Origin of the sequence: Thioalkalivibrio sp. AKL19, from assembly GCF_000420165.1 — a bacterium.
In the GTDB taxonomy this organism is placed as follows: domain Bacteria; phylum Pseudomonadota; class Gammaproteobacteria; order Ectothiorhodospirales; family Ectothiorhodospiraceae; genus Thioalkalivibrio.
Map to the genome: position 1 here is coordinate 132,700 of NZ_ATUK01000011.1, position 25,527 is coordinate 158,226.

A 25,527-nucleotide genomic window follows, 5' to 3' on the forward strand; every position below is an offset into this window, starting at 1 on the left:
CATCATGCGCGCCGCCCCGGCTACTGGCGCACTCGACTGCAACGATAGCCATCGTGCTGCTCCTTCGGTTCTCGCAAGCGGGGTTCACTTTCGGTCGACGGTGAGGTCGAGGAAGTGGGTGGCGCAGGAGATGCAGGGGTCGTAGTTGCGGATGGCGACTTCGCAGTGGTGGCGTAGTTCGTCGTCTGGCAGGTCTAGGTGGGTCTGGACCAGTTCGCGCAGGTCGGCCTCGATGGTGGGCTGGTTGACCGAGGTGGGCGGGACGATCTTGGCGTCGGTGATCAGGCCCGCGTCGTCGATGCTGTAGCGGTGGTAGCAGATGCCGCGCGGGGCCTCGGTGGCGCCGAAGCCGGTGCCGGCGCGCGGGGTGACCGGCAGCGCGGGTTCGGCCGGTGCGGCGCGGTAGCCGTCGACCAGGCGCAGGGCCTCCTCGAAGGCGAGTACGATCTCGATCATGCGAACCTGGATACTGCGAAACGGGTTGCGGCAGGCGATGCCCAGGCCGGCGCGCTCGGCCAGCTCGGCGGCGCGCGGGGTGAGGTGTTCGCGGTTCAGGGCGAAGCGCGCCAGCGGGCCCATGAACACCGGTTCGCCGGAGTCCGAGCGGTGGCTGTGCAGGGCGTTGGAGTGGGCGACGTGTTCCTCGGTGAAGATGTCGTCGTAGTCGCGGATGGCCGCGTCCAGGCCGCTGCTGGAGCCGAGGCGCCCGTGGGTGATCGGGTATTCGTCCGGGTGGACGAGCGACACGAACTCGTAGTCGCGTTCGAGGTTCGGGTAGTCGAGGGTGGCGAGGAATTCGGCGACCTCGCAGGAGGCCTCCAGGCCCCAGGACAGGTCCTCGCCCAGCCCCGCGACCTCGGCCGGCGACGGCGCGCGGTAGAAGCCGCCGACGCGCAGGTTCACCGGGTGGATCTCGCGCCCGCCCAGCAGGCGCAGGATGGCGTTGCCGATCTTCTTGATGCGCAGGCCGTTGCGCACCATATCCGGGTGGTCCTTCGCGGCGGTGACCGCATCCGGATAGCCGAGGAAGTCCGGCAGGTGGAGCATGAATACATGCAGGGCGTGGCTCTCGATCCACTCGCCGCAGTAGGCCAGCCGCCGCAGGTCCTGCAGCACGCCGTCCACGGTGATGCCACAGATGTCCTCCATCGCCAGCGAGGCCCCCATCTGGTAGGCGATCGGGCAGATGCCGCAGATGCGCGCGGTGATGTCCGGGGCCTCGCGGAAGTCGCGCCCGCGCAGGAAGCCCTCGAAGAAGCGCGGCGCCTCGAAGATCGACAGCTTCACCTCCTCCACGCGGTCGCCCTCAGTGCGCACGTACATCGCGCCCTCGCCCTCCACGCGGGCGAGGTAGTCGACTTCGATGGTGCGGGTCTCGCTCATGGCCGGTTTCCTGATTCTTCGGGCGGTGCCGCGCCGCTCTCCTGACGTTCGCTCTCCTCGCGGAAGGCGTCGGCGCCGGCGTTGAAGGTGCGGTAGAAGCGCACGCGCGTGGCGCGATCCATCCCCAGGGTCTCCAGCGGGCCGGACAGGCCCGGCGCGTTGGGCGTCTCCTTGGGCCCGAAGCAGCCATAGCAGCCGCGGTTGCAACCAGGGCACAACGCGCCGCAGCCGGCGTGGGTGACCGGGCCGAGACAGGGCGTGCCGTGGGCGACCATCACGCAGACCTGTCCCGCCCGCTTGCACTCCTCGCAGACGCTGGCGCTGGAGACCTGCGGGCGCCGACCGTAGAGGAAGGCGCTGATGACCTCCAGCAACTGGTACTTGTCGATCGGGCAGCCGCGCAGCTCGAAGTCCACCGGCACGTGCTGGCTGATGGCATCCGAGGTGGCCAGGGTCTCGATGTATTCCGGGTGGGCGTAGACCTGGCGGGTGAATGCCTCGACATCCGCGAAGTTGCGCAGGGCCTGGATGCCGCCGGTGGTCGCGCAGGCGCCGATGGTCACGAGGAACTTCGATGCGCGGCGGATCTCGCGGATCTCCTCCGCCGCCTGTGGCGTGGTGATCGAGCCCTCCACCAGTGTCAGGTCCCACGGCCCGTCGATGCGGGTGCGCGTGGCCTCGGGGAAGTGCGCGATCCGGATGCGGTCGGTGACCGCCAGGAGCTCGTCCTCGCAGTCCAGCAGGCTGAGCTGGCAGCCGTCGCAGGAGGCGAACTTGAACACCGCGAGGGTAGGCTTTTCCCGACTCATAGCTCGCGTACCCGGAAGGCCGGTTCCATCACCGGGTAGGGGAACACGGGGCCGTCGCGGCAGACGAAATGCGCCCCGATCTGGCAGTGGCCGCAAAAGCCCACCGCGCAGCGCATGTTGCGCTCCATGGAGACATAGATGTCCTCCGGCTTCAGGCCGCGGCGCTCCAGCGCGGACGCGGTGAAGCGCATCATCACCTCCGGGCCGCAGGTCAGCGCCAGGGTGTTGCGCCGGTCGAAGCCGCCACGATCGACCAGCTGGGTGACCACGCCGACATCGCCGCGCCAGGCGGCGGTGCCGCGGTCCACGGTGATGCGCAGATCCACATCATCCCGCTCGGCCCAGGCGTCCAGCTCGTCGCGAAAGATCATGTCGCCGGGCGAGCGCGCGCCGTAACAGACCACCACGCGCCCGAACTCCGAACGCCTCTGGAGCGCCGCGTGGATCACCGGCCGTAGCGGCGCCAGGCCGATGCCGCCGGCCACCAGCACCAGGTCGCGCCCGCGCGGCTGCTCCAGCGGCCAGGCCGTGCCGAACGGGCCGCGCAGGCCGACCACCGTGCCGGCCTCCAGATCCTGCATCGCGCGGGTCACGCTGCCCACCGCGCGGATGGTGTGCACGATACCGCCGTCGTCGGTGATCGCGGAGACCGAGATCGGCACCTCGCCCACGCCGAACAGGTAAAGCATGTTGAACTGCCCGGGTGCAGGCGCGGCGCCGGGCTCCACCCCCGGCTCGGGGTACAGCGTCCAGCTGAAGACCTCGTTGCTGGCCACGTCGCGGCGCACCGAGTGGATGCGCCAGGGCTCTGGCGCCATCGCCTGATCCGGCAGGGTTGCAACCGCGTCAGGCGCCATGGCCGGGCCCTCCGTGGCTGTAGATATCCAGCGCCTGCAACCGCGCCGCCTGCAGGCGCTGGACGATCAGCGCGGCGAAGTGCTTCATCAGTACGTAGCCGAACGCCGGGTCGGCCTCCATACGTTCGCGCAGCACGCCGGCATCGAAGCGCAGGGTATGGATGTCCGTCACCGCCCGCGCATCGTAGCTGGCGCGGTACGGCGGCAGCAGCCAGGACCAGCCGAGGATGTCTCCCGTCCCGAGGGTCTGGAACGCCACGCTGCCTTCCCGCAGCGGGCTCTCCAGCGCGACCTGGCCCTCGCGGATCAGCCAGAAGGTCTCGGTCGGCTCGTGGTCGCGCATCAGCCGGGTGCCGGCCGTATAGCTGCACTTCGCCGCGCAGGCCGCCAGCAGGCGCCGGTGCTCCGGCTCCATGTCCTCGAAGAACGGCTGCTCCTCGATGATCGCCAGCAGCTCGTTCATCCCCGGCCCTCCGGATCGCGGCGCACCGCGGTGACTTCCTCGGTGATGTCGATCCCCACCGGGCACCAGGTGATGCAGCGCCCGCAGCCGACACAGCCGGAGGTGCCGAACTGGTCATGCCAGGTGGCCAGCTTGTGGGTGATCCATTGGCGATAGCGCGCGGCCACGGACTCGCGGTGTGGGCCGCCGACCAGGTGCGAGTGTTCCTGGTTGAAGCAGGAATCCCAGCGCCGCACGCGCTCGGTGCGTTGGCCTTCCAGATCCGGGACCTCCTCGACCTGCGAGCAGAAGCAGGTAGGGCAGACCAGGGTGCAGTTGGAGCAGGACAGGCAGCGCTCGGCGGTTTCCTCCCAGCGCGGGTGCTCGAAGGCCCGGTTGAGCACCTCGCGGGCATCCGCCGGCATCTGCCGGCCCATCTTTCCCGGTGCCTCGGCCCACACCCGCTCGGCGGCGGCCTGCTCGGCATCGCTGGCCGGGCGCGGATCGAGCCGGTCGAGCATCGCGCGCCCGGCCTCGGACCCGGCCTCGGCGACCAGAAAGTGCTGCGTGGCGTCGATCACCTCGGTCAGCGCCAGGTCGAAGCCCTCGCGGGCGCGCGGGCCGGTATCCATGGAAGCGCAGAAGCAGGTGCCGCCCGGCTCGGCGCAGCTGACCGCGACCATGAACAGGTCCCGCCGGCGCGCGGCATAGCCGCGGTCCTGCACCGCCTGGCCGAGGAATACCCGGTCCTGCACGTCGATCGCCGCCAGCTCGCAGGCGCGCATGCCGATGAAAGCACGGCGCGGCGCGTCGGAGGTGCCGGGCTCGGTCACGAAGCTGCCGTCCGGCTGGCGGGTCAGCCGGAACAGGGTCTCCTCGGGCGGGAACAGGTACTTCTTCCAGGAATGCGGCCCGACCACGTAGCCGAACAGCGCGTCGTCGTCGCGTTCGCGCAGGCGGTAGTGCCCGGGCGCCTGCTCGTCGGTCCAGCCCACCGGCAGGTCCTCGAGGCCGCCCACCCGGTCGTAGACGATCGCGCCATCGCGCCGTGTCGGCCCCACCACCTCGTAGCCGTCGCCGCTCAGCAGGCGGATCAGCGTATCCACGGCTTGTGGTGCGATCACGTGCATGGGTCATCCTCGAACGCTTGCCACGGCCTGCACCGAACGCGCTGGACGCAGCTCCGGCCATAGTGCGCCAACCGCAGGTCGCGTTCCAGCCCGTACGCTGCCAGTCCCGGGTATGCTGGGGCGGAGTCCAGAGATTGTGCGAGGGTCCGATGAAGGTCGCCGTATTCAGTACCCAGCAGCATGACCGCGAGCACCTGATGCCGGCGCTGGTGGCGGCCGGCATGGTACCGGTGGTGTACGCCGAGCGCCTGACCGCGGAGACGGTGCACCTGGCGAGGGGCGCGGATGCGGTCTGTGTCTTCACCAACGACGACCTGCACCGGCGCGTGATCGACGGGCTGGCGGATCAGGGGATCCACGTGATCGCGCTGCGCTGTTCCGGGTACGACAACCTGGATGTCGCGCGCGCGCGCGAGCGCGGCATGCGCGTGGGCCGGGTCCCGGCGTATTCGCCGAACGCGATCGCGGAGCATGCCGTCGCCCTGCTGATGACCCTGAACCGCCGGGTACACCGGGCCTGGGAGCGGACCCGGCGTGGCGATTTTCGCCTGGACCATCTGACGGGCTTCGACCTCGCCGGGCGCACCGTGGGGGTCGTCGGTACCGGGCGCATCGGACAGGCCTTTGCCCGGATCATGCTCGGCTTTGGCTGCCACGTGCTCGCGCACGATCCGTACCCGAACGCGGAGCTGCAGGCCGGGGGCGTGATGTACCAGGACCTGGATACCCTGCTGGCCGAGTCCTCGGTGGTGAGCCTTAGCTGCCCGATGACACCCGAGAACCGGCACATGATCAACGCCGATACCCTGGCCCGGATGCTGCGCGGGGCCTTTCTGATCAACACGGCCCGCGGCGCGCTGGTGGATACCGATGCCGCCGAGGTGGCCCTGGAATCCGGCCAGCTGGGCGGCTTTGCGCTGGATGTCTACGAGGGCGAGGCGGGGCTGTTCTTTCAGGACTGGTCACTGTCCGGTCTGCCGGATCGGCGCCTGGCACGGCTGATGCAGCGCGACGACGTGCTGGTCACGGGCCACCAGGCCTTCCTGACCCGCGAGGCCCTGACCAACATCGCCGACACCACCGTCGCCAACCTGACCGCGTTGCACCAGGACCCGGACGCCCAGCCCGAAGGCCGGGTCGTCTAGTCCTAGAACAGGGCCATCTCGGCCTCCTGATAGGCGATGTTCGTGTTGCGCGGTGCCAGGTCGTCGAAGTCGGCCAGGTCCTGCCAGGGCGAGTCGTCAAAGGCGCGGATCGCGGACTGCATGTCGGTGCCCATGTCCGCCGCTTCGAACATGTGGGCCCACAGCGCGCGCAGATAGTCATGGGTCGGGTGGTCGAAGGTCGACAAGGGACCCGGTTCACCGTGGCCCGGGATGAACTTCGCATCCGCGTATTCATCCTGCAGGAGTTCGTAGGCCTGGAGCCAGCCCTCCATGCTGCCGTCGGGCAGGATGGCCAGGAGGCGCCCGCCATAGAGCACGTCGCCGGCAAACACGACGTTGTCGGGCTCGACCACCGCGATCAGGCTGCCGTGCGTGTGGGCGCTGCCCACATGGCGAACAGCCAGGGTGACGCCGCCCAGGTCCAGTTCCTCGCGAGCCTCGACCAGCATATTGGGTGGTGCGGGGTGCTCGGTGGACCTTTCCGGCCGATCCAGGGCGTTCTCCAGTTGCATGGCGAACATCGAGGCGCTGCCCTGCATGCGCTCGACGGCCTCGGGCGCGGCCAGGATGTCGGCACCGGCTTCGCGGAACACGTCGTTGCCCATGAAGCGATGCGGTTGCGAATTGGTGTTGATCACGTAGCGCACCGGCTTGTCGGTGGTCGTGCGGATATGCTCCAGCATCACGTTCGCCATCTCCGGCGTGTAGCCGGAATCGATGACGGCCACGGCATCGTCGCCGACTACGTAGCCCAGATTCATGCGAAAGCCCTGGTTGTCCGCATCGGGTCCGCCGTAGGGGCCGATCCAGGCATGGGCGTGATCGGAGATCGCCTGCGGTTCGGGCAGGATCGGGGCGTCGTCGGCACTCAGGCTGATGCCGGGCGCCAGGGTCAGCAGGGCCATTCCGGCCAGGACCCAGGGTCGGGTGGGGTTCAACATAGTGCGGACTCCTACAACAGAAGCTGATACCCCGCGCCGAGCACGGCGCAGACGAAGATCAGCGGGATGATGCCCACCCGGAAACGGGCCAGGGCAATAAAGGCGGCGACGCCCAGCAGGGCCGAGAACCACTCGAAGCTGCCCTCGAAGCCGGCGGGCCACAGGACGTGCCAGGTAAAGAACACGGCCAGGTTCACGATCACCCCGACCACGGCCGCGGTAATGCCGGTCAGCGGTCCGGTGAAATGCAGGTCGCCCCGGGTGCGCTCGACCAGGGGCGCGCCCACCAGGATGAACAGGAACGACGGCAGGAAGGTGAAGAAGGTCGCGACCAGCGCGCCGAGCAAGGCAGCGAGCAACACCTGATCGGGGCCGAGGAAGGCCTGGGTCCAGCCGCCGATGAAGCCGACGAAGGTGACCACCATGATCAGCGGCCCCGGCGTGGCCTCGCCCAGTGCGAGCCCGTCGATCATCTGGGTCGGGCTCAGCCAGCCGTAGGTCTCTACCCCGCCCTGATATACATACGGCAGCACCGCGTAGGCGCCGCCGAAGGTCACCAGGGCGGTCTGGGTGAAGAACTGGCCCATGCGGGTCAGCGTGGCGTCCCAGCCAAATACCGTGAGCAGCAGACCGAACACCGCGGCCCACAGGCCCAGGCCGACCAAGAGGAAGCGGATCACCCGCGACCAGCGAAACTGCATCCAGGGCGCGGGTGGGGTGTCGTCATCCACCACGGCCGGCCCCGTCGCCTTGTGGCTGCCGGCGCTGTGCGATTCGCCGCTGCGGAAGCGCTCCGGCCAGACCCGGCTGCCCAGCCAGCCGAGCACGCCCGCGGCGATGATGATGTACGGGAACGGGATGTTGAGCGCGAAGATCGCCAGGAACGCCGCCACGGCCATCAGCCATAGCAGGCCGTTGTTCAGGACACGTCCGCCGATGCGCCAGCCGGCATAGACGATGATCGCGACCACGGCCGGCTTGATGCCGTAGAACACAGCCTCCACCGCCGGCACGTCGCCGAAGGCCAGGTACACCCAGGACAGCCCGGTGATCAGGAACAGTGAAGGCAGGATGAACAGCAGCCCGGCCATCAGGCCGCCGAAGGTGCCGTGCAGCAGCCAGCCGAGATAGGTCGCCAGCTGCTGCGCCTCCGGGCCGGGCAGGACCATCGCATAGTTCAGCGCGTGCAGGAAGCGGTTCTCGGAGACCCAGCGCCGCCGTTCCACCAGCTCCTCGTGCATCATCCCGATCTGCCCGGCGGCCCCACCGAACGAGACAAATCCGAGCTTGAGCCAGTAGCGAAAGGCCTCGGCCCGAGTGGGCGGGCTGGGTCGTTGCGGGGTCGAGGTATCGGGGCCGGTCATGCGGGGTCGCGTCCGGATTGTTGTTCAAAGGCCTGGCGCAGGTCGTGCAGTACCGGCGTGACGCGGGCCAGCAGGGCATCGTCATCTGCGCACTGCTGCTTCGCCCCGGTCAGGATGCTCTCGAAGCCCGCGGCCTCGGCGACGGGGCGTCCGCCCACGTCCAGGAAGTGCACCATCTCGGCCAGCCCGGCGAGGCCGCTGTCGCATTCCAGGCCGAACGCCGCCAGCAGGACCTCGAAGGTGACTCGATCGCCGACGTGGGTGAACGCGGCGCCGTCGAAATCGAAGCCCAGCGCCTCGTCCGGGCAATCGGCCGGGGCCGCCAGCCAGACAAAACGCGCCTCGGGGTCGATGAATTCGCGGATCAGCCAGGCACTGGCGACCCGGTCGACCCACATCGCCGCGCGCGTCGCCCACAGTCGGCCCCGGTAGTCCGCCGGCTCCAGCCTGGGGATGCCCGCGTCGGGTTCGGGCGAGGGCTCGTCTGGCGACAGGACTGCCTGGGCGGCGGTCTCCAGGCGGGCCAGCTGCGCCTCCAGTGGCGCGCGCCCGGGGCCCGGGAAGTAGTCGGTACGGCGCAACTGGTCGGCCTCGCGATGGATCTGGCGCAGGCGTTTGAGCAGCTCGGACTCGCCCAGCCCGGGCAGCTGCCCCAGCAGGGTTTCGGCGTTTTTTTGCAACGCCCGGTAGTCCGTGTCCCGGTCGAACAGGCTGTGGTAATGCGCTTGCTCCTCGGGATTCGCGGCGACCGGCAGGTGGTAGGCCTGGTTGCCCGCCACGCGTGCCGACTCGGCCAGTTCCAGCAGGGCGTCGCGCAGGTCCGAGCGGTTGGGCAGCAGGTAGACCCCATCGCGCAGCGTGGCGGCGCCCAGCGCCTTGAGCGCCCGCCACAGCCGGACCCGGGTCGAGTCCTGCCCGGCCTGAAAGGCGAGGATGAGTACCTGCCATTCGGTATCTTGCATATGCATGTTATTTATGTATCATCGATGTAACGTACATTACAAATACGTGGAACATGCGCACAAAAAGGCCCGGCGCCTTGCGGGGCCGGGCCTTTCGGGTGCGCCGGGTGACCGGCGCGGAAGGGGGGGTGTTCAGCCCTCGTTGTGGTAGCGGGTGATCCGCTCCACCTCGTTCTTCGCGCCCAGGACCACCGGCACGCGCTGGTGGATGCCCTCGGGGCTGATGTCCATGATGCGCTCGCGCCCGGTGGTGGAGGCACCGCCGGCCTGCTCGACGATGAAGCTCATCGGGTTGGCCTCGTACATCAGGCGCAGCTTGCCGGCCGTGCCCTTGGCCTGCATCTTGGTGTCCATCGGATACAGGAACACGCCACCCCGCGACAGGATGCGGTGCACCTCGGCCACCATGGAGGCCACCCAGCGCATGTTGAAGTCCTTGCCGCGCTCGCCTTCCTTGCCCGCCAGGCATTCGTCGATGTAGCGCTTGACCGGGGCCTCCCAGAAGCGGCTGTTGGACATGTTGATCGCGAACTCCTGGGTGTCCTCCGGGATCTGGACGCTGTCCTTGGTCAGCAGGAACTCGCCGAAGTCCTTGTCCAGGGTGAACATCTTCACGCCCTGGCCGGTGGTCATCACCATCATGGTGGACGGGCCGTACAGGCAGTAGCCGGCGGCGACCTGCTTGGTGCCCGGCTGCAGGAAGTCCTCGGTCTTCGGGTCGGTGACCCCTTCCGGTGCCTTCAGGATGGAGAAGATGGTGCCGACGGACACGTTCACGTCGATGTTGGAGGAGCCATCCAGCGGATCGAACAGGACCAGGTAGTGCCCGCGCGGCTCGTTGGCCGGCATCTCGCAGATCTCGTCCATCTCCTCGGAGGCGAGGCCGGCGGCGTGGCCGTTATGGCTCAGGCTCTCGATGAACACCTCGTTGGTGATGATGTCGAGCTTCTTCTGGGTCTCGCCCTGCACGTTCTCGGAGCCGGCGGAGCCGAGAACGCCGACCAGGTCGCCCTTGTCGACGAGGTTGGAGATCTTCTTGCAGGCCACGGAGATATCGTTCAGCAGACCGGTGAATTCGCCGGTCGCGCCCTGGATCCCGCGCTGGGTTTCGATGATGCAGTTGGTCAGAGTGGTTCCGATATGCATGATGCTAGTAGCCTTGATAGTGGATGAATTCCGCGCGATCGAGAGGTCTGGGCTGCCGCCGCGCCGGGTAAAAGACGGCGTAGTGTAGCAAAAGCGCCAAACCGCCTTGGCGCGTCCATACACAAAAGGAGAGGTTTTCCATGCCGCAGAACGCGCTGTATGCCCAGTCGGGTGGGGTGACCGCCGTCATCAACGCCAGCGCCTGGGGGGTGATCGAGGCCGTGCGCGCCCACCCGGCGCATTTCGGCAAGGTCTACGCGGCGCGCGATGGCATCCTCGGCGTGCTGCGCGAGGAGATCATCGACCTGGACCAGGAGGATCCGCTGACCTTGGCCGCGCTGCGGCATACGCCGGGCGGGGCGTTCGGCTCCTGCCGTTTCGATCTGGGCGACCCCGACAAGGATTCGGAACAGTACGAGCGCCTGGTCGAGGTCTTCCGCGCCCATGACATCGGCACCTTCTTCTACAACGGCGGTGGGGGCTCGATGGATACCGCGCTGAAGATCGCGAAGATGGGGGACCGCATGGGCTTTCCGATCAAGGCGATCGGCGTGCCCAAGACCATCGACAACGACCTTGCCGTGACCGATTCCAGCCCCGGTTTTGGCTCGGCCGCCAAGTTCATCGCCACGGCCGTGCGCGAGGCCAGCCTGGATGTCGAGTCCATGCACACCAGTTCCACCAAGGTGTTCGTGATGGAGGTGATGGGTCGCCATGCCGGCTGGCTTGCGGCCGCCGCCGCACTGGCGCAGGAGTTCGACGGCCAGCCACCGATGCTGATCCTGTTCGCCGAGACCCCGTTCGACCGGGACGATTTTATCGACCACCTCAACCGGACAATCGAGCGACACGGGTACTGCGTGGTCGTCGTGTCCGAGGGCCTGAAGAACCCGGACGGCACGCTGTTCTCGGTGGCGCAGAGCCATGATGTGTATGCCTACACCCAGCTCGGTGGCGCCGCCCCGCGCCTGGCCGAGCTGATCCGCGAACAGACCGGACACAAACTGCACTGGGCGGTGGTGGACTATATCCAGCGCGCCTCGCGGCATATCGCGTCGAAGGTGGACGTGGAGCAGGCCTATGGCTGTGGCCGGGCGGCGGTGGAGGGTGTCGTGGCCGGAGAGGATGCCTTCATGCCGATCATCCGGCGCGACTCCAATGATCCCTACCGCTGGAGCATCGCCTTTACTCCGCTGGAAACGGTGGCCGACATCGAGCAGGGCATGCCGCGCGAGTACATCACCCCGGATGGCTACGGGATTACCCAGGCCGCGCGCGACTACCTGCGCCCGCTGATCCAGGGCGAGGACACCCCCCCGTTCGAGCGGGGCCTGCCCTGCTACCCGCGCATTCGCGGCGAGCTGTTGCCGAAGCGCTGCCCGCCGTTCGAGGTCAAGGCCGACTCGTGATTCCTGCTTGAGCCGGACCCGGCGTCCAGCCAGGTCCGTTGAAACGCGAAAAACGGGCGCGCGACGGTATCCGACTCGACCAGCCTCAGGTCGTCCGGATGCCCGGCAGGCGCGCACTCCCCCCAGACGAAGGTAATGCCGTCACACAGGCTCGTGCGGCGCGGCGCGGCGCGGCGGGCCGGTCATGCACGGCGATGGCGTTGCTCCCAGCCACCCCGCCGGGCGCGGACCTCGGTGCCAGGGCCTCCCGCAGGCCCTGTACGAGCGCAGCGGTTACGCCGGTCCGGCTTCTGAGGACGCGCAGCAGCCCCCTGGTCCTTCCCGCTGAATGGGCGGACAGGGGACGCTGCCGTAGGAGCAGAACACGCAGCAGTCCCCGGGCAGCGGTTTCAGCAGGGCGCCACATCCGGCGCACTCGTAGAACCACTGGCAGGCGTCGACGGGCATGGTCTCGGACTTTTGATGTCCGCATTCCGGACAGGTCAGGGTGGATTCCGGCACGATCTCGTTCATGTGCGTTTCAGCTCCCTTTGCGAAGATGAATGACATCACTCCGGTCGGGGCAACGAAAGACCCCACCGGGCAACCGGGATCGGCACAAAATCGACCGTTCCGGAGTCTATGACAATGCAAAGCCCGCGCAAGACGGGTGCAAACACCGGATACCGGATGGAGGAAACGATGTACACGCGAATCCTGAACCGCACGCTTGCATTCTCGGCCGCCAGCGTCCTTGCGGCGGCATTCCTGGCCCCCGGCCAGGTGGCCGCGCAGGGGGCCTATTTCGCCCCGGCGGACGGCTCCCCGGACGAGGTCACCTTCGAATACCGCATGCGCGAATACGGCTGTGCCAACGTTCGTGGCCAGTGGCGTGCCACCAACAATACCGACGACTGGCTGGAGGTGCGCGTTACCAAGACCGCCTACAACTGCCCGGGCGAGCTGGAAGACGACGTGCGGACCACCACTCGCGTGTGGCGCACCCTTGGGCCGGGCGAGACCCAGGAACGCACGCGTGACAACTCCGTGTGCGGGGGCGCCTGGGCGCGTGGTGTCGAGGTGCTGGAGTACGAGGTCAACGTGATCGACGCCCCGGACGAAGGCTGAGGGCTGTGATTCCGGCCGCGATTTTGCGTCGCGGCCGGTCGCTTTGCGGCGCGGGCGCGCTACACTTGAAGGAGTCACCTACCCGGTTCAAGGAGTTGCCCATGCGCGTACATTCGTTCCGTCTAGCCCTGTCCGCTCCCGCGGCTTTTCTGGTCGCGCTGGCCCTGACCCTGCTACCCGCCACCCCGGCATTCGCCGGCGTGGGCATGCTGGATACCGGCAGCATGATCCAGCAGGCCAGCGCGGACGACACCCGCGCCCAGCTGCTGGAACAGCTGAATGATGCCGAGGTTCGCGCTCAGCTGGTCGAAATGGGCGTCGACCCCGAGCGCGCCGAGCAGCGCGTGGCCCGCCTGACCGACGAGGAACTGGCCCGGCTGGAGGCACACATGGAGACCGATCCGGCCGGTGCCGCCAGCGCCCTCGGCGTGGTCGCCATCGTGTTCGTGGTGTTCGTGATCCTCGATGCGGTGGGCGTGACCGACGTCTTCTCGTTCGTGGGTCCGGCGCGCGGCAGCCGCTAGGGAAACACTGGTCAATGTACCCGCTCGCGCTCGAGTCGCTTTTGCGTGCGAACAAGGCGCGGTGACTGCCGTGCAGTCATTCTGCACAAAGGAGCCGCAACGCCGTTCCCACGTAAAAGCGGCCGAGCCCCTGCTTTTCAATGGATTGTGGGGTTGGCACCCCGGGTTCCCCGATCCTGCGTTGCGCCGCTTGCGGGTAGAACCACTACCCGCTGCACGACGCGTCTTGTCTCGGAAAACCAGGGGTGCCAACGCGAGCGTGTACATTGATCAGTGGTTCCCTGGCCCGGCCATGAAATCGATGAGTCGACGGCGAGCCCTCGGGCTCGCCGTTCTTGTTTGCGGTCTGGGGCTCGCCGCACTCGGCCTGGGTGGTTGCGCGACCGCGCCGCAGAGCGCGGGCCTGGCCAGCGAGCGTCCGGCGGACCTGCCGGCGCGCGTGGAGCTGACCGACACCCCCTTCTTTCCCCAGGAGCAGTACCAGTGCGGCCCCGCCGCGCTGGCCACCGCCCTGAATGCCCGGGGCATCGACGCCGCGCTGGATGACCTCATCGACGAGGTCTACATCCCCGCCCGCGAGGGCAGCCTGCAGGCCGAGATGCGGGCGGCGGTGCGCGCGCGCGACCAGGTCGCCTACCGCATCGAGCCGCAGCTCGAGTCGATCCTGCGCGAGGTGGCCGCGGGCAACCCGGTCGTGGTGTTCCAGAACCTCGGAGTCGCCCTGATTCCCGAATGGCACTTTGCGGTCGTCATCGGCTATGACCTGGACGATCGGGAGATCTTCCTGCGCAGCGGCCCCATCCAGCGTCACGTGAACGCCTTCGCGCGCTTCGAGCGGACCTGGGCACGCGGGGAGCGCTGGGCCTTCCTGGTGATGGCGCCGGACACCCTGCCGGCAACGGCCACTCCGCTGCGCTGGTTGCGGGCGGTCAACGAGCTGGAACAGACCGGGCGGTTCGCGGCGGCGGCCACCGGTTACGAGACGGCGATGGAGCGTTGGCCGGACGAGCCGATCCCCTATGTCGGCCGGGCCAATGTAGCGTTTGCCCAGGGCGACCTGTCCACGGCCGAGGACGCCCTGCGGACGCTCGTTGAGCGCGATCCGGCGCGCCACGAGGGCTGGAACAACCTGGCGCATGTGCTGATCGCCCGGGAATGCGGTGAACAGGCGCGCGAGGCGGCGAGTTGCGCGGCCGGTCTCGCGGGACCGGGTGCCTATGCCCGCACCCTCGGTGCCGCGGCGGAAGCGGCGGACGGCGGCGCCGAGTGTCGCGCGTTGCCGCCCTGCGCCACCGTACTCGAGGCGGGTGTCCGCTGAGCCGTCATGGCGTGTCGCGATGCGATGCGCCGAGCGGTCAGGGGCTGGGACTTGTTGTTGCACCGCGCGGCTTCGTCTCGCCGCGCCCGGGATTGCAGTGACGAACCCTATTTGCGTTTTTCGAGCGTCTGTTCGGCGTGCTTGAGCACCAGACCCAGGTTCTGCTTTTCCACATCCGTGACCTGCGGGTCGTCCTTCACCGCGTGGCGCAGGTGCTCCACCAGCTGCGCCAGTTCGTCGCGCGAGATCTGGTGAAAGTTGAAGCCGCCACCGTAGCGGGACTCGAGCTGGTCCCAGTAGTCGGCGAGCGGGGGGCGGTAGTCGTCACTCATCGGGCAGTCCTTGATTGGAGCGGGTCGCGGCATGCGTGGGCCGTATTTTGTCTGGTCGCGGTGCTTGCGGTCTAATGGGGCCTTTCCCGGCCGGCCTTTCGCCCATGTCCGTTACCGCCATCTACCCTGGCACCTTCGACCCGATTACCCACGGGCACACCGACATCGTGCGCCGTGCCGCCCGGTTGTTCGATCGGGTGGTGATCGCGGTGGCCGCGAACCCGAACAAGGGGCCCGCGTTTCCGCTGGAGACCCGCGTGGCCCTGGCCCGCGAGGCCGTGGGGGAGATTCCGGGTGTGGAGGTGCAGGGGTTCGATGTCCTGCTGGCGCATTTTGTCCACGCACAGCGGGCCAACGTGATCCTCCGCGGCCTGCGCGCCGTGTCCGACTTCGAACATGAATTCCAGCTCGCGGCGATGAACCGTCAGCTTGCGCCGGAGGTCGAAACGTTGTTCCTGACGCCGGCCGAGGAATACAGCTTCGTCTCCTCGAGTCTGGTACGGGAAATCGCCCGACTGGGCGGAGACGTCTCAAAATTCGTGAGCCCCGGCGTGGCACGCATGCTGGCCGAACAAAACGGCGTCGCTCGCTAGCCGGGCCCCGCGACTGGATACGAGGAACCCCCCCATGGCCCTGATGATCACCGACGAATGCATCAACTGCGATGTGTGCGAACCCGAGTGCCCGAACGAGGCCATCTATCCGGGGGACGAGATCTACGAGATCGACCCCAACCTGTGTACCGAGTGCGTCGGTCATTTTGACGAGCCGCAGTGCCAGGATGTCTGCCCGGTGGACTGCATCCCGATGGACCCGGATCACAAGGAGACGCGCGAGCAGCTGATGGCCAAGTACGAAGCCCTGATGGCCGCGAAGTAGGGCTCCGCATGGACTGGCATCGCCCCCTGCTGCACGGCGCGGTCCTTGTCACCCTGACGCTGGCGGCGCCGCTGGCCTTTGCCGGGCCCGGCCAGCACGCGGTGGCAACCGCCCACCCGGCCGCTACCGAGGCGGGCGAGGTCGTGTTGCGCAACGGTGGCAATGCCTTCGATGCAGCGGTCGCCATCACCGCCGCGCTGGGCGTGGCCGAGCCCTATGGCTCCGGTCTCGGCGGCGGCGGGTTCTTCCTGCTGCACGAGGCCGGAACCGGGCGCAGCGTGATGGTCGATGCCCGCGAGACCGCCCCCGCGGCGGCCGACCGCGACATGTATCTGGATGCGGACGGCGAAGTGATCGACGGCCTGTCGCTGGATGGCGTGCTCGCGGCCGGAATCCCCGGCATGCCAGCGGGAATCGATCACATTGCCGGCACTTACGGGCGACTGTCCCTGGCGGACAGCCTGGCCCCGGCGATCCGCCTGGCCGAGGACGGCGTTCCGGTCAGCGGGCGCTACCTGCAGATGGCGGGTTTTCGTCATCAGGCCCTGCGCGATGGCGCCGGCGCGCGCGACATCTACCTGGACAATGGTCGTCTGCCGGACGAGGGCGCGTCCCTGCGCCAGCCGGATCTCGCCGCGACCCTGCGGCGACTGGCGGATGCCGGCCGCGACGGCTTCTACACCGGCGAACTGGCGGAACGCCTGGTGGAAGGGGTGCGCGAGGCCGGCGGAATATGGACGCTCGAGGACCTGGCCGGCTACGCGGTGGTCGAGCGCGATCCCGTCCGCCTCGACTATCGCGGCGCCGAGATCACCACGGCATCGCCACCGTCCTCCGGAGGCGTCGCCCTCGGCCAGATCCTGAACATCCTGTCGTTCTACGACCTCGAGGCGCTGGCGCCGGACATGCGCGCCCATCTGACCATCGAGGCCATGCGCCGCGCCTACCGTGACCGCGCCGAATACCTGGGCGACCCGGATCATGTCGACATGCCGCTGGAGCGGTTGCTGTCGCGTGATTACGCGGCCGGGTTGCGGACCACGATCCACCCGGATACGGCCACCCCCAGCCGCTACCTGCCATTGTCGGTGGAGCCGCAGGCGGAACGCCCCGATGTCGCGCCGGCCGAGAGCCGGGAGACCACGCACTTTTCGGTGATCGACGCCGACGGCAATCGGGTCGCGGCGACCCTCACACTCAACTACCCGTTCGGCTCCGGCTATGTGGTGCCGGGCACGGGCGTGCTGCTGAATAACGAGATGGATGACTTCTCGGCCAAGCCGGGCGAGCCGAACGCCTACGGACTGGTGGGCTTCGAGGCCAACGCCATCGCCCCGCAGCGAAGGCCGCTGTCGAGCATGAGCCCGACCTTTGTCGAGACCGGCGGGCGTGTGGCGATCCTGGGCACCCCGGGGGGCAGCCGCATCATTACCATGGTGCTGCACGGCATTTTCGGGGTGCTCGAGGGCCAGACCATCGAGGACGTGGTCGCGGCGCCACGCTATCACCACCAGTACCTGCCCGACCGGGTGGAACACGAGACCGGGGCGTTCGATGCCGAACTGCGCGGCCAGCTGGTCTCCCGCGGGCATCAGCTGGTCCCGCAGGTGCGCCCGTTCGGCGACATGCACGCGATCCTGTGGGAACGCGATGCCGACCGCCTGGAGGCGGCGTCCGATCCACGTGGCGAGGGCGAGGCCCGGGTTATCGAGCCCTGAGAGGGCGCCGGCACCAGGGTGGCGCGGCCCCGGCGCCGAAATGCCAGTCGGCATGAATAGCGCCCACACAAAAGGCCGCGCCCCATAACCGGGGCGCGGCCTTGCGACTCACCTTGACCGCGGCCGGCGCGAGGCCGGCCCGGGGCCCGGGGCTTAGCCCTGGGCCGCGGCGCGGATGCGGGCGTTCAGGCGGCTCTTGTGGCGGGCCGCCTTGTTCTTGTGGACCAGGCCCTTGCTCACGGTCTTGTCGATCACCGGCACGGCCGCCTTGTAGGCCTCGGCAGCCGCCTGGGCGTCGCCCTTGTGCAGCGGCTTCAGCACGGCCTTCAGGGCCGAGCGGAATCGGGAGCGCAACGCCATGTTGTGAGCGCGGTTCTTGACCGCCTGACGGGCCCGCTTACGGGCAGAAGCAATATTCGCCAAAGTACTTCCCTCGCGTTGAATCGCTAGGTTCCGGAAAAGGCGGCGAGCATACCGAAATAGCAGTCCCCGGGTCAACCGGAAGGATGATGCCGTTACGGATGGTCCCGGCCGGCCAATCCGTCTAGTGTGTAAGAGAAAGACCCACGAAAAAGGCCAAAGGAGGCTCCCATGTTCCCCGTATCCCCCGAAAACACCCGCCGCCACGTCACCGGCGCCGGTATCGGCCTGTTACTGACCGCGTTGCTGCTGGCCAGTCTGGCCTTCATGCCGCAGGCCAAGGCCTTCGAGCCGGAGGCCAAGGTGGTCTATCACGCCGACTTTGCCGATCCGCGCCGCTTCTCCGCGATGCTGACCAGCATCAACAACATGATGACGCACTACCAGAACGAGTTTATCGATGCCGATGTGCGCATCGTGTTCGTGGCGCACGGCATCCGCTTCCTGACCGATGACGACCTCGCCGACACCCCGTTCGAGGCCGACGAGGAACTCAAGGAAGAGCGCGAGACACTGCGCGGTCGCCTGATGAGCCTCGCCAGCACCCACGGCGTGAAGCTCGAGCTGTGCGAGATCACCCGCTCGCAGATCGGTCTGGACGAGGACCTGATCTATGACCACGTCAACTTCGTGCCCTCGGGTGTGGTGCGCGTGGCCGAGCTGCAGAACGAGGAAGGCTTCGCCTACATCAAGATCGAGTGATCGCCGTTCGGCTTGATGGTCACAAGCCCCGCCTCGGCGGGGCTTTTTGTGGCAACACGAAGCGTTCGAAGATACGAAGGCGGTCAAGGGCGTTTGCACCACAGAGGGCACAGAGAAAACGGTAATAAAGTAGGATGCGGTTGAGCGCAGCGAAACGCATCCATCCGGAACCGGGAGGCCCCGGGCCGCGACACGATGCGATTCGCAGTGCTCATCACATCCTACTCGCTCACAATGCCAGCCCCATTAATCCAGCCCTTCTCTTCCTGTCTCCCCACCTTCCTGTAAATCGCCCTGGCCCTTCTCCGTGCCCTCTGTGGTGAAAAAAGCCTAACCCAGGACCTCCAGCTTGGCGAAGCTCAGCACCAGCCATTTGGAGCCGGCGTGGGCGAAGTTCACCTGGACCCGGGCCGAGTTGCCGGAACCCTCGAACTGGGTGATCAGGCCCTCGCCGAACTTCGCGTGGTGCACCCGTGCGCCGATCGCCAGGCCCGCCGCAGAGGCCTCGGCGGCCTGTGCATCCATGGCCCCGAAGCCCGCCGTCTTGTTCCGGGCCGCGGCAAAGCGGCCCGCGCCATACGGCGAGGCCTGCGGGCGCAGCACTTCCAGCGCGCCCTCGGGGATCTCGTTGATGAAGCGCGAGGCGACATTGTAGGACTCGCGTCCATACAGCCGCCGCGTTTCGGCATGGATCAGGTACAGCTCCTGTTCGGCGCGGGTCATGCCGACATAGGCCAGGCGGCGCTCCTCCTCCAGTCGCCCCGGCTCTTCCAGCGAGCGGGCGTTGGGGAACAGGCCCTCCTCCATGCCGGTCAGGAACACCAGCGGAAACTCCAGGCCCTTGGCCGAGTGCAGGGTCATCATCTGCACCGCGTCCTCGTGCGGGTCGGCCGCACCCTCGCCGGCCTCCAGCGCGGCGTGGGCGAGGAATTCGGTCAGGCGATTGCCCTCGCCTTCCTCGCTCTCGGCGGTGCTGCTCATGTCGAAGGCGCGCGCGGCCCCTACCAGCTCGTCCAGGTTTTCCAGCCGTGCCTCGCCACGCTCGCCCTTTTCCTTTTTGTAGTGCTCGCGCAACTGCGCGCGCTCGATCGCCTGTTCCACCTGATCGGCCAGCGGCTGGCGCGGGAGCTCCTGCTGCAGGGTGCGGACCAGCTGCACGAACCCGGCGACCGCGGTGCGCGCGCGCCCGGGCAGGGCGTCGGCGTCCACCGCGTGGGCGGCGGCCTGCAGCAGGCTGGTGTCGGCTGCCTGGGCGGCCTGGCGCAGGCCCTCCAGGGTCTTCTCGCCGATCCCGCGCGGGGGCTGGTTGACCACGCGCAGGAAGGCGGCATCGTCATCGCCGTTGCCGGCCAGGCGCAGGTAGGCCAGGGCATCGCGGATCTCCTGGCGCTCGAAGAAGCGCAGGCCGCCGTAGACCCGGTAGGGCATGCGCCGGCCGATGAAGGTCTCTTCCAGCACGCGTGACTGGGCATTGGAGCGATACAGCACCGCGCATTCGCGGTACAGCCCGCCCTGGTCCACGTGGCGGGCGATGGTCTCGGCGATGAAGCGCGCCTCTTCCTGCTCGTTCAGCGCGGTGTACAGGCGGACCGGTGCGCCTTCGTGGCCCTCGGTCCACAGCTCCTTGCCCAGGCGGCCGGAGTTGTGCCGGATCAGGGCGTTGGCGGCGTTCAGGATGTTGGCGCTGGAGCGGTAGTTCTGCTCCAGGCGCACGACCTGGGTGCCCGGGTAGTCCTTCTGGAAGTGCTGGATGTTCTCGATCTTCGCGCCGCGCCAGCCGTAGATCGACTGGTCGTCGTCGCCCACGGCGAACACCGGACTGTCCCCGGCGAGCAGGCGCAGCCAGCCGTACTGGATGTCGTTGGTGTCCTGGAATTCGTCGACCAGCACGTGGCGAAAGCGCGTGCGGTAGTGCTCTAGCAGGGCCTTGTTGTCGCGCAGCAGTTCCAGTGAGCGCAGCATCAGCTCGGCGAAGTCCACCACACCGGCGCGCTCGCAGGCCTGCTGGTAGGTGGTGTAGACGCGTACCCACTGGCGGGCGACCGGGTCGCCGGTATCCGGCAGGTGTTCCGGGCGCGAGCCCTCGTCCTTGCGCGCGTTGATGTACCACTGCGCCTGCTTGGGCGGCCAGCGCGACTCGTCCAGCTCCAGGGCTCGCAGCACGCGCTTGACCATGCGCAGCTGGTCATCGGAGTCGAGGATCTGGAAGGCCTGCGGCAGCTTCGCCTCCTGCCAGTGCTGGCGCAGCAGGCGGTGGGCGAGGCCATGGAAGGTCCCGACCCACAGCCCGGTGGCCGGGTGCCCCAGCAACGACTCGATGCGCCCGCGCATCTCGGCCGCCGCCTTGTTGGTAAAAGTGACCGCCAGCAGGCTGTGCGGCGCCACGCCCTCGACGCCAATCAGCCAGGCGATGCGGTGCACCAGCACGCGGGTCTTGCCGGAGCCGGCGCCGGCCAGGACCAGCACCGGATGCGGCGGGGCGGCCACGGCCTCGCGCTGGGCCGGGTTGAGGGAATCGAGCAGGGGGGAGACATCCATGCGCGAATGGTAGGGAAACCCGGCCGGAATCGCACGTTCCGCACCCGGTCCGTGTGCCTTCGGCCCTGCAAACGCGCTACTCTCGAAGCCAGCTCGTGTCGACGCGAGTGTGTACATTGATCAGTGTTTCCCCGGGGAAATCCCGAGGAACCTCGCGCGTCGACGGAGTCACAAGGGTAGGCGCATCAGGAATGGGAAGACCGCGAATGAACGAGATGCCATCCCGGCACCGGCTGGACAGCCCCGTATCCGGGCAGGAACTGCACCCGGACAACCTCGCCTTCGCCGAGGGTCTGCTGGAGCACTATCGCGAGGACCCCGATTCGGTCCCGCCGGCCTGGGCCGACTACTTTCGCTCGCTGGAGAGCGTCGCGCGCCCGGAACGTCGTCGGCGTTCGACCGATCGTCCGGATCTCGAGCACGAGCAGCTGCAGATCCGCGTGTTGCAGTTCATCAATGCCTACCGCTATCTCGGCCACTTCGGCGCCCGCCTCGATCCACTGGAGCGGGAATCGCCGGACCCCCCGCGCGAGCTGAGCCGGGAACACCATGGTCTGGACGGGGTCGGCCCGGATGTCACCTTTGACCCGGGATCGCTGTTCATCGACGGGCGGGTCTCGCTGGACACCATCGAGCGGGTCCTGAAGGAGACCTACTGCGCCAGCATTGGCGCGGAATACATGCACCTGATGGCGACGGACGAAAAGCGCTGGCTGCAGGAACGCCTGGAGTCGGCACATGGCCGCTTCGGTTTCGATGACGACACCCGCCTGGCGATCCTCGAGCGTCTGACCGCCGCGGAGGGTCTGGAGCGCTACCTGCACCGGCGCTACGTCGGTCAGAAGCGCTTTTCCCTGGAAGGTGCGGAGAGCTTGATTCCGCTTCTGAACGCCCTGGTCCAGCGCGGTGGCGCGCGCGGGTTGCAGGAGCTCGTGGTGGGCATGGCCCATCGCGGGCGCCTGAACGTGCTGGTCAACCTGTTCGGCAAATCGCCCGAGGAACTGGCGAACGAGTTCGAGGGGCGACCGCGCGACGACCGCGGGACCGGGGACGTGAAGTACCACCTGGGTTTTTCCTCGGATCTTGAAACACCGGGCGGTCGGGTGCATCTGGCCCTGGCCTTCAATCCCTCGCACCTGGAGATCGTGACCCCGGTGGTGGAGGGCTCGGTGCGCGCGCGCCAGGTGCGCATCGGGGATCGCAAGGGCAACCGCGTGATGCCAGTGGTGATCCATGGCGATGCCGCCTTCGCCGGGCAGGGCGTGGTCATGGAGACCCTGAACATGTCCCAGACCCGGGGGTTCTCCACCAAGGGGACCGTGCACGTGGTGGTGAACAACCAGATCGGGTTTACGACTTCGACCCTGAAGGATTCCCGATCGACGCATTACGCGACCGATGTCGCCAAAATGGTGAATGCACCCATCCTGCACGTGAACGGCGACGACCCCGAGGCCGTGGTGTTCGTCACCCAGATCGCGCTGGACTACCGCATGCGCTTCGGCAAGGACGTCGTCATCGACCTCGTTTGTTACCGCCGCCAGGGCCACAACGAGGCGGACGAGCCGGCCGCCACCCAGCCGCGGATGTACCACCGTATCCGCGAATTGCCGACCACTCGCGAACGCTACGCCACGCGCCTGATCCGGGATGGTCTGACCACCGAGGATGCCCAGGAGCAGGCGCTGGAGGACTATCGCGGCCGGCTGGATGCCGGTCAGCCGGTGGCGCTGTCGCTGCTGCGCGAGCGCAACGGGCACGCCGGGTCCTCCACCAACTGGGGCCCCTACGTGAACCAGACCTGGGATCAGGACGTGGAGACCGGGGCCCCCGTCGATCGCCTGGCGCGCACCCTCGAGCAGCTCTCCACGCCGCCCGAGGACTTTCGCCCCAACGACCGCGTGCAGAAGATTCTCGATGCCCGTGTGGCGATGGCGCGTGGCGAGCAACCGCTGGATTGGGGCGCGGCCGAGACCCTGGCCTATGGCGCGCTGATCCAGGATGGCTACCGCATCCGTCTGTCCGGGCAGGATTCCAGCCGCGGGACCTTTTTCCATCGCCATGCCGTGCTGCACGACCAGGAGACCGGCAACGCCATCGTGCCGCTGCGGCGCCTGGACCCGGACCATCCGCGCTTTCTGGTGATCGATTCGCTGCTGTCCGAGGAGGGCGTGCTGGCGTTCGAGTATGGCTATGCCACTGCCGCGCCCGAGGCCCTGGTGATTTGGGAGGCGCAGTTCGGCGACTTCGTCAACGGCGCCCAGGTAGTGATCGACCAGTTCATCTCCTCCGGCGAGCAGAAGTGGGGGCGCCTGTCCGGCCTGACCCTGTTGCTGCCCCACGGCTACGAGGGGCAGGGGCCGGAGCACTCCTCGGCCCGTCCGGAGCGCTTCCTGCAACTGGCGGCGCAGGAGAACATGCAGGTCTGCGTGCCGACCACGCCGGCGCAGATGTTTCACCTGCTGCGCCGGCAGATGCTGCGGCCCTATCGCAAGCCACTGATCGTGATGACGCCGAAGAGCCTTTTGCGGCACAAGGACGCGGTCTCCGACCTCGATGCGCTGGCAACGGGGCAGTATCAGACGGTGATCGACGATGACCGCATCAAGGACCCGGGCAAGGTGCAGCGTGTGCTGATGACCAGCGGGCGCATCTTCTACGACCTGGCCGCGCGCCAGGCCGAGGGCGAGCACACGGATACGGCGATCCTGCGCCTGGAGCAGTGCTATCCCTTCCCCGAGGAACGCCTGACCGAATTGCTGGGCCGTTACCCGGAGGCACACGAATTCGTCTGGGTGCAGGACGAGCCGGAGAACCAGGGCTACCTGGAGTTCGTCGCCCCCCGCATCAACCCGCTGCTGGCGGTGCGCGGGCAGACCCTGCACGCGGTCGCGCGGCCCCCGGCCGCCGCGCCCGCCGTGGGCTACCCCGAGGTGCACAAGGCGCAGCTGAAGGACTTGCTCGAGCGCGCGTTCGGGCCGATCAGCTCGCGCGACACCCCGCATCCGACCCCCTGAACATTCCACACTGACGCACAGCACAAGGAAGCGAGATGGCATCCGATCGCACCCCGATCCAGGTCCCGGAACTCCCCGAGTCGGTCGCCGACGCGACCGTGATCGCCCTGCACAAGAAGGCCGGCGACACCGTCAAGCGTGACGAACTGATCGCAGAGCTGGAGACCGACAAGGTGGTCCTCGAGGTCTCCGCACCCAGCGCGGGCACCCTGGTGGAGCTGTCCGCCAGCGAGGGCGACGTGGTCAAGGCCGACGCCGTGCTGGGCTATCTGGGGCCGGCCGAGGCCGCGTCGGAGGATGCGGAAGACGAGGCCGGTGACGAACCGGCGCGGGCGAAGTCCGCGGATCAGGCGTCGCCAGCCGAGTCCACCCCGGCCGCTCACGACCAGGAGGAAGGCGCGGCAGCGCAACCCGCCGAGTCCGAAGCGGCGAGTGACGCCACCAGTGCGCCACCACCGTCGCCATCCGTGCGGCGCCTGTTGCAGGAGGCGGGACTCAGTCCCGGGGATGTCGAGGGGACCGGCGAGGATGGACGTATCCAGCGCGAGGACGTGGAGCGCGTTCGGGGCCAGCGAGCAGACGCCGGCACAACCCCGAAGGTGGAGGATTCCGGCGCGGCCGCCCGGTCTGCGGCGGTCCCGGCCGAGCCGCACGACCGTGCCGAGCGCATCGAGCGCGTCCCGATGACGCGGTTGCGCGCGCGCATCGCGGAGCGCCTGCTGGAGGCCAAGCAGTCCACCGCGATGCTGACCACCTTCAACGAGATCGACATGTCCGCGGCCATGGCGCTGCGCAGCCGCTACAAGGAAACCTTCGAGAAACGCCATTCCATCAAGCTCGGCTTCATGGGCCTGTTCGTGGCCGCGGCCAGCCGCGCGCTCGAGCGCTTCCCGGTCGTCAATGCCGCACTGGATGGCGAAGAGATCGTCTATCACCACTACAGCGACATCGGCATCGCGGTGTCCTCCTCGCGCGGGCTGGTGGTGCCGGTCCTCCGCGATACCGGAAAGGCCTCCATTGCCGAGATCGAGCGGCGCATCCGCGACTACGCCGAACGCGCACGTGACGGCAAGCTGGACATCGACGAGCTGCGCGGCGGCACGTTCACCATTACCAACGGGGGCGTGTTCGGTTCGTTATTCTCCACGCCGATCCTGAATCCGCCGCAGAGCGCGATCCTCGGCATGCACGCGATCAAGGAACGCCCGGTCGCGGTGGACGGCGAGGTCGTCGTCCGGCCGATGATGTACGTCGCCCTGTCCTACGACCACCGCCTGGTTGACGGCGCCGAGGCGGTGCAGTTCCTGGTCGCCATCAAGGAAGCAATCGAGGACCCGGCGCGGTTGCTGCTCGACGTCTGACC

Annotated in this window: 24 protein-coding genes; 11 read left to right on the top strand and 13 right to left on the bottom strand. The window is 68.0% G+C overall.

Annotation, left to right across the window (positions count from 1 at the left end):
- Positions 1 to 84 precede the first annotated feature (84 nt).
- The 5 genes from F817_RS0105650 to F817_RS0105670 are packed head-to-tail and all read right to left on the bottom strand — an operon-like array spanning position 85 to position 4,621.
- Positions 85 to 1,383, bottom strand: a complete 1,299-nt coding sequence (locus F817_RS0105650; protein ID WP_024326732.1) for a Ni/Fe hydrogenase subunit alpha — start codon at positions 1,381 to 1,383, stop codon at positions 85 to 87.
- Positions 1,380 to 2,192 carry an oxidoreductase gene (locus F817_RS0105655; protein ID WP_024326733.1) on the bottom strand — a complete coding sequence of 271 codons (813 nt, stop codon included), beginning with the start codon at positions 2,190 to 2,192 and terminating at the stop codon, positions 1,380 to 1,382. The genes F817_RS0105650 and F817_RS0105655 overlap by 4 nt, the downstream gene beginning before the upstream one ends.
- Complete coding sequence (locus tag F817_RS0105660) at positions 2,189 to 3,049, bottom strand: FAD/NAD(P)-binding protein (RefSeq protein ID WP_024326734.1); 861 nt, start codon at positions 3,047 to 3,049, stop codon at positions 2,189 to 2,191. Before F817_RS0105660 ends, F817_RS0105655 begins: the two co-directional genes overlap by 4 nt.
- The gene (locus tag F817_RS0105665) at positions 3,039 to 3,512 is read right to left on the bottom strand and encodes a cyclic nucleotide-binding domain-containing protein (RefSeq protein WP_024326735.1); all 474 of its coding nucleotides are present in this window, start codon (positions 3,510 to 3,512) and stop codon (positions 3,039 to 3,041) included. The genes F817_RS0105660 and F817_RS0105665 overlap by 11 nt, the downstream gene beginning before the upstream one ends.
- Complete coding sequence (locus F817_RS0105670) at positions 3,509 to 4,621, bottom strand: 4Fe-4S dicluster domain-containing protein (protein WP_024326736.1); 1,113 nt, start codon at positions 4,619 to 4,621, stop codon at positions 3,509 to 3,511. The genes F817_RS0105665 and F817_RS0105670 overlap by 4 nt, the downstream gene beginning before the upstream one ends.
- A gap of 149 nt (positions 4,622 to 4,770) precedes the next feature.
- Between F817_RS0105670 and F817_RS0105675 the strand changes: the two genes are divergently transcribed.
- The gene (locus F817_RS0105675) at positions 4,771 to 5,766 is read left to right on the top strand and encodes a 2-hydroxyacid dehydrogenase (protein ID WP_024326737.1); all 996 of its coding nucleotides are present in this window, start codon (positions 4,771 to 4,773) and stop codon (positions 5,764 to 5,766) included.
- 2 nt (positions 5,767 to 5,768) lie between these two features.
- On the opposite strand, the gene F817_RS0105680 is transcribed toward F817_RS0105675, so the two are convergent.
- The 4 genes from F817_RS0105680 to F817_RS0105695 form a co-directional block, all read right to left on the bottom strand.
- Positions 5,769 to 6,728: an MBL fold metallo-hydrolase gene (locus tag F817_RS0105680; protein ID WP_024326738.1), complete on the bottom strand. Its 960-nt coding sequence runs from the start codon at positions 6,726 to 6,728 to the stop codon at positions 5,769 to 5,771.
- An 11-nt stretch (positions 6,729 to 6,739) separates the two neighbouring features.
- Positions 6,740 to 8,092, bottom strand: a complete 1,353-nt coding sequence (chrA, locus tag F817_RS0105685) for a chromate efflux transporter (protein ID WP_024326739.1) — start codon at positions 8,090 to 8,092, stop codon at positions 6,740 to 6,742.
- A complete protein-coding gene (locus tag F817_RS0105690) occupies positions 8,089 to 9,060 on the bottom strand; it encodes a chromate resistance protein ChrB domain-containing protein (protein ID WP_024326740.1) in 972 nt (323 codons plus the stop codon). The genes chrA and F817_RS0105690 overlap by 4 nt, the downstream gene beginning before the upstream one ends.
- 126 nt (positions 9,061 to 9,186) lie before the next feature.
- A complete protein-coding gene (locus tag F817_RS0105695) occupies positions 9,187 to 10,200 on the bottom strand; it encodes a class 1 fructose-bisphosphatase (RefSeq protein WP_024326741.1) in 1,014 nt (337 codons plus the stop codon).
- Positions 10,201 to 10,340: 140 nt separating this feature from the next.
- Between F817_RS0105695 and F817_RS0105700 the strand changes: the two genes are divergently transcribed.
- Entirely contained in the window at positions 10,341 to 11,609 is a 1,269-nt protein-coding gene (locus F817_RS0105700) for a 6-phosphofructokinase (RefSeq protein WP_024326742.1), read from the top strand.
- Positions 11,610 to 11,882: 273 nt separating this feature from the next.
- Here F817_RS0105700 and F817_RS14115 read toward each other — a convergent pair whose 3' ends face one another.
- Positions 11,883 to 12,122 (bottom strand): GDCCVxC domain-containing (seleno)protein, encoded by a 240-nt coding sequence (locus F817_RS14115; RefSeq protein WP_024326743.1) that lies wholly within the window; start codon positions 12,120 to 12,122, stop codon positions 11,883 to 11,885.
- Between the two features lie 156 nt (positions 12,123 to 12,278).
- Between F817_RS14115 and F817_RS0105710 the strand changes: the two genes are divergently transcribed.
- The 3 genes from F817_RS0105710 (at position 12,279) to F817_RS0105720 (ending at position 14,558) form a co-directional block, all read left to right on the top strand.
- Positions 12,279 to 12,716 (top strand): hypothetical protein, encoded by a 438-nt coding sequence (locus F817_RS0105710; RefSeq protein WP_024326744.1) that lies wholly within the window; start codon positions 12,279 to 12,281, stop codon positions 12,714 to 12,716.
- A 101-nt stretch (positions 12,717 to 12,817) separates the two neighbouring features.
- A complete protein-coding gene (locus F817_RS0105715; RefSeq protein ID WP_024326745.1) occupies positions 12,818 to 13,240 on the top strand; it encodes a PA2779 family protein in 423 nt (140 codons plus the stop codon).
- Positions 13,241 to 13,532: 292 nt separating this feature from the next.
- Positions 13,533 to 14,558 (top strand): PA2778 family cysteine peptidase, encoded by a 1,026-nt coding sequence (locus tag F817_RS0105720; protein ID WP_024326746.1) that lies wholly within the window; start codon positions 13,533 to 13,535, stop codon positions 14,556 to 14,558.
- A gap of 107 nt (positions 14,559 to 14,665) precedes the next feature.
- Here F817_RS0105720 and F817_RS0105725 read toward each other — a convergent pair whose 3' ends face one another.
- Positions 14,666 to 14,890 carry a hypothetical protein gene (locus tag F817_RS0105725; protein ID WP_024326747.1) on the bottom strand — a complete coding sequence of 75 codons (225 nt, stop codon included), beginning with the start codon at positions 14,888 to 14,890 and terminating at the stop codon, positions 14,666 to 14,668.
- 104 nt (positions 14,891 to 14,994) lie between these two features.
- Here F817_RS0105725 and coaD point away from each other — a divergent pair, with 104 nt between their 5' ends.
- From coaD to ggt, 3 genes are read left to right on the top strand one after another with little or no spacing between them, the layout of a single operon-like run.
- The gene (gene coaD, locus F817_RS0105730; protein WP_024326748.1) at positions 14,995 to 15,483 is read left to right on the top strand and encodes a pantetheine-phosphate adenylyltransferase; all 489 of its coding nucleotides are present in this window, start codon (positions 14,995 to 14,997) and stop codon (positions 15,481 to 15,483) included.
- A 34-nt stretch (positions 15,484 to 15,517) separates the two neighbouring features.
- On the top strand, positions 15,518 to 15,769 hold the full coding sequence (locus tag F817_RS0105735) for a YfhL family 4Fe-4S dicluster ferredoxin (RefSeq protein ID WP_024326749.1): 252 nt from the start codon (positions 15,518 to 15,520) through the stop codon (positions 15,767 to 15,769).
- An 8-nt stretch (positions 15,770 to 15,777) separates the two neighbouring features.
- The gene (ggt, locus tag F817_RS0105740) at positions 15,778 to 17,487 is read left to right on the top strand and encodes a gamma-glutamyltransferase (protein WP_024326750.1); all 1,710 of its coding nucleotides are present in this window, start codon (positions 15,778 to 15,780) and stop codon (positions 17,485 to 17,487) included.
- A 153-nt stretch (positions 17,488 to 17,640) separates the two neighbouring features.
- Here ggt and rpsT read toward each other — a convergent pair whose 3' ends face one another.
- Positions 17,641 to 17,910 (bottom strand): 30S ribosomal protein S20, encoded by a 270-nt coding sequence (gene rpsT, locus F817_RS0105745; protein WP_024326751.1) that lies wholly within the window; start codon positions 17,908 to 17,910, stop codon positions 17,641 to 17,643.
- Between the two features lie 168 nt (positions 17,911 to 18,078).
- Here rpsT and F817_RS0105750 point away from each other — a divergent pair, with 168 nt between their 5' ends.
- Complete coding sequence (locus F817_RS0105750) at positions 18,079 to 18,609, top strand: DsrE family protein (RefSeq protein WP_024326752.1); 531 nt, start codon at positions 18,079 to 18,081, stop codon at positions 18,607 to 18,609.
- 330 nt (positions 18,610 to 18,939) lie between these two features.
- On the opposite strand, the gene uvrD is transcribed toward F817_RS0105750, so the two are convergent.
- Positions 18,940 to 21,147 carry a DNA helicase II gene (gene uvrD / locus F817_RS0105755; protein WP_024326753.1) on the bottom strand — a complete coding sequence of 736 codons (2,208 nt, stop codon included), beginning with the start codon at positions 21,145 to 21,147 and terminating at the stop codon, positions 18,940 to 18,942.
- Positions 21,148 to 21,353: 206 nt separating this feature from the next.
- On the opposite strand from uvrD, the gene F817_RS0105760 reads away from it, so the two are divergent.
- Both F817_RS0105760 and odhB read left to right on the top strand, forming a co-directional pair.
- Complete coding sequence (locus tag F817_RS0105760; protein ID WP_024326754.1) at positions 21,354 to 24,164, top strand: 2-oxoglutarate dehydrogenase E1 component; 2,811 nt, start codon at positions 21,354 to 21,356, stop codon at positions 24,162 to 24,164.
- A gap of 35 nt (positions 24,165 to 24,199) precedes the next feature.
- Positions 24,200 to 25,525, top strand: a complete 1,326-nt coding sequence (gene odhB / locus F817_RS0105765) for a 2-oxoglutarate dehydrogenase complex dihydrolipoyllysine-residue succinyltransferase (RefSeq protein ID WP_024326755.1) — start codon at positions 24,200 to 24,202, stop codon at positions 25,523 to 25,525.
- The last annotated feature ends 2 nt before the right edge of the window (positions 25,526 to 25,527 follow it).

What these genes read in the sequence shown, in the direction of transcription:
- ggt (WP_024326750.1), top strand. Translation starts at nt 15,778, where the DNA reads ATGGACTGGCATCGCCCCCTGCTGCACGGCGCGGTCCTTGTCACCCTG.
- F817_RS0105655 (WP_024326733.1), bottom strand. Translation starts at nt 2,192, where the DNA reads ATGAGTCGGGAAAAGCCTACCCTCGCGGTGTTCAAGTTCGCCTCCTGC.
- F817_RS0105750 (WP_024326752.1), top strand. Translation starts at nt 18,079, where the DNA reads ATGTTCCCCGTATCCCCCGAAAACACCCGCCGCCACGTCACCGGCGCC.
- F817_RS0105700 (WP_024326742.1), top strand. Translation starts at nt 10,341, where the DNA reads ATGCCGCAGAACGCGCTGTATGCCCAGTCGGGTGGGGTGACCGCCGTC.
- F817_RS0105720 (WP_024326746.1), top strand. Translation starts at nt 13,533, where the DNA reads ATGAAATCGATGAGTCGACGGCGAGCCCTCGGGCTCGCCGTTCTTGTT.
- F817_RS0105650 (WP_024326732.1), bottom strand. Translation starts at nt 1,383, where the DNA reads ATGAGCGAGACCCGCACCATCGAAGTCGACTACCTCGCCCGCGTGGAG.
- F817_RS0105760 (WP_024326754.1), top strand. Translation starts at nt 21,354, where the DNA reads ATGAACGAGATGCCATCCCGGCACCGGCTGGACAGCCCCGTATCCGGG.
- F817_RS0105680 (WP_024326738.1), bottom strand. Translation starts at nt 6,728, where the DNA reads ATGTTGAACCCCACCCGACCCTGGGTCCTGGCCGGAATGGCCCTGCTG.
- F817_RS0105690 (WP_024326740.1), bottom strand. Translation starts at nt 9,060, where the DNA reads ATGCATATGCAAGATACCGAATGGCAGGTACTCATCCTCGCCTTTCAG.
- F817_RS0105670 (WP_024326736.1), bottom strand. Translation starts at nt 4,621, where the DNA reads ATGCACGTGATCGCACCACAAGCCGTGGATACGCTGATCCGCCTGCTG.
- uvrD (WP_024326753.1), bottom strand. Translation starts at nt 21,147, where the DNA reads ATGGATGTCTCCCCCCTGCTCGATTCCCTCAACCCGGCCCAGCGCGAG.
- F817_RS0105715 (WP_024326745.1), top strand. Translation starts at nt 12,818, where the DNA reads ATGCGCGTACATTCGTTCCGTCTAGCCCTGTCCGCTCCCGCGGCTTTT.
- F817_RS0105675 (WP_024326737.1), top strand. Translation starts at nt 4,771, where the DNA reads ATGAAGGTCGCCGTATTCAGTACCCAGCAGCATGACCGCGAGCACCTG.
- coaD (WP_024326748.1), top strand. Translation starts at nt 14,995, where the DNA reads ATGTCCGTTACCGCCATCTACCCTGGCACCTTCGACCCGATTACCCAC.
- chrA (WP_024326739.1), bottom strand. Translation starts at nt 8,092, where the DNA reads ATGACCGGCCCCGATACCTCGACCCCGCAACGACCCAGCCCGCCCACT.
- F817_RS0105735 (WP_024326749.1), top strand. Translation starts at nt 15,518, where the DNA reads ATGGCCCTGATGATCACCGACGAATGCATCAACTGCGATGTGTGCGAA.
- F817_RS0105725 (WP_024326747.1), bottom strand. Translation starts at nt 14,890, where the DNA reads ATGAGTGACGACTACCGCCCCCCGCTCGCCGACTACTGGGACCAGCTC.
- odhB (WP_024326755.1), top strand. Translation starts at nt 24,200, where the DNA reads ATGGCATCCGATCGCACCCCGATCCAGGTCCCGGAACTCCCCGAGTCG.
- F817_RS0105665 (WP_024326735.1), bottom strand. Translation starts at nt 3,512, where the DNA reads ATGAACGAGCTGCTGGCGATCATCGAGGAGCAGCCGTTCTTCGAGGAC.
- F817_RS14115 (WP_024326743.1), bottom strand. Translation starts at nt 12,122, where the DNA reads ATGAACGAGATCGTGCCGGAATCCACCCTGACCTGTCCGGAATGCGGA.
- F817_RS0105660 (WP_024326734.1), bottom strand. Translation starts at nt 3,049, where the DNA reads ATGGCGCCTGACGCGGTTGCAACCCTGCCGGATCAGGCGATGGCGCCA.
- F817_RS0105710 (WP_024326744.1), top strand. Translation starts at nt 12,279, where the DNA reads ATGGAGGAAACGATGTACACGCGAATCCTGAACCGCACGCTTGCATTC.
- F817_RS0105695 (WP_024326741.1), bottom strand. Translation starts at nt 10,200, where the DNA reads ATGCATATCGGAACCACTCTGACCAACTGCATCATCGAAACCCAGCGC.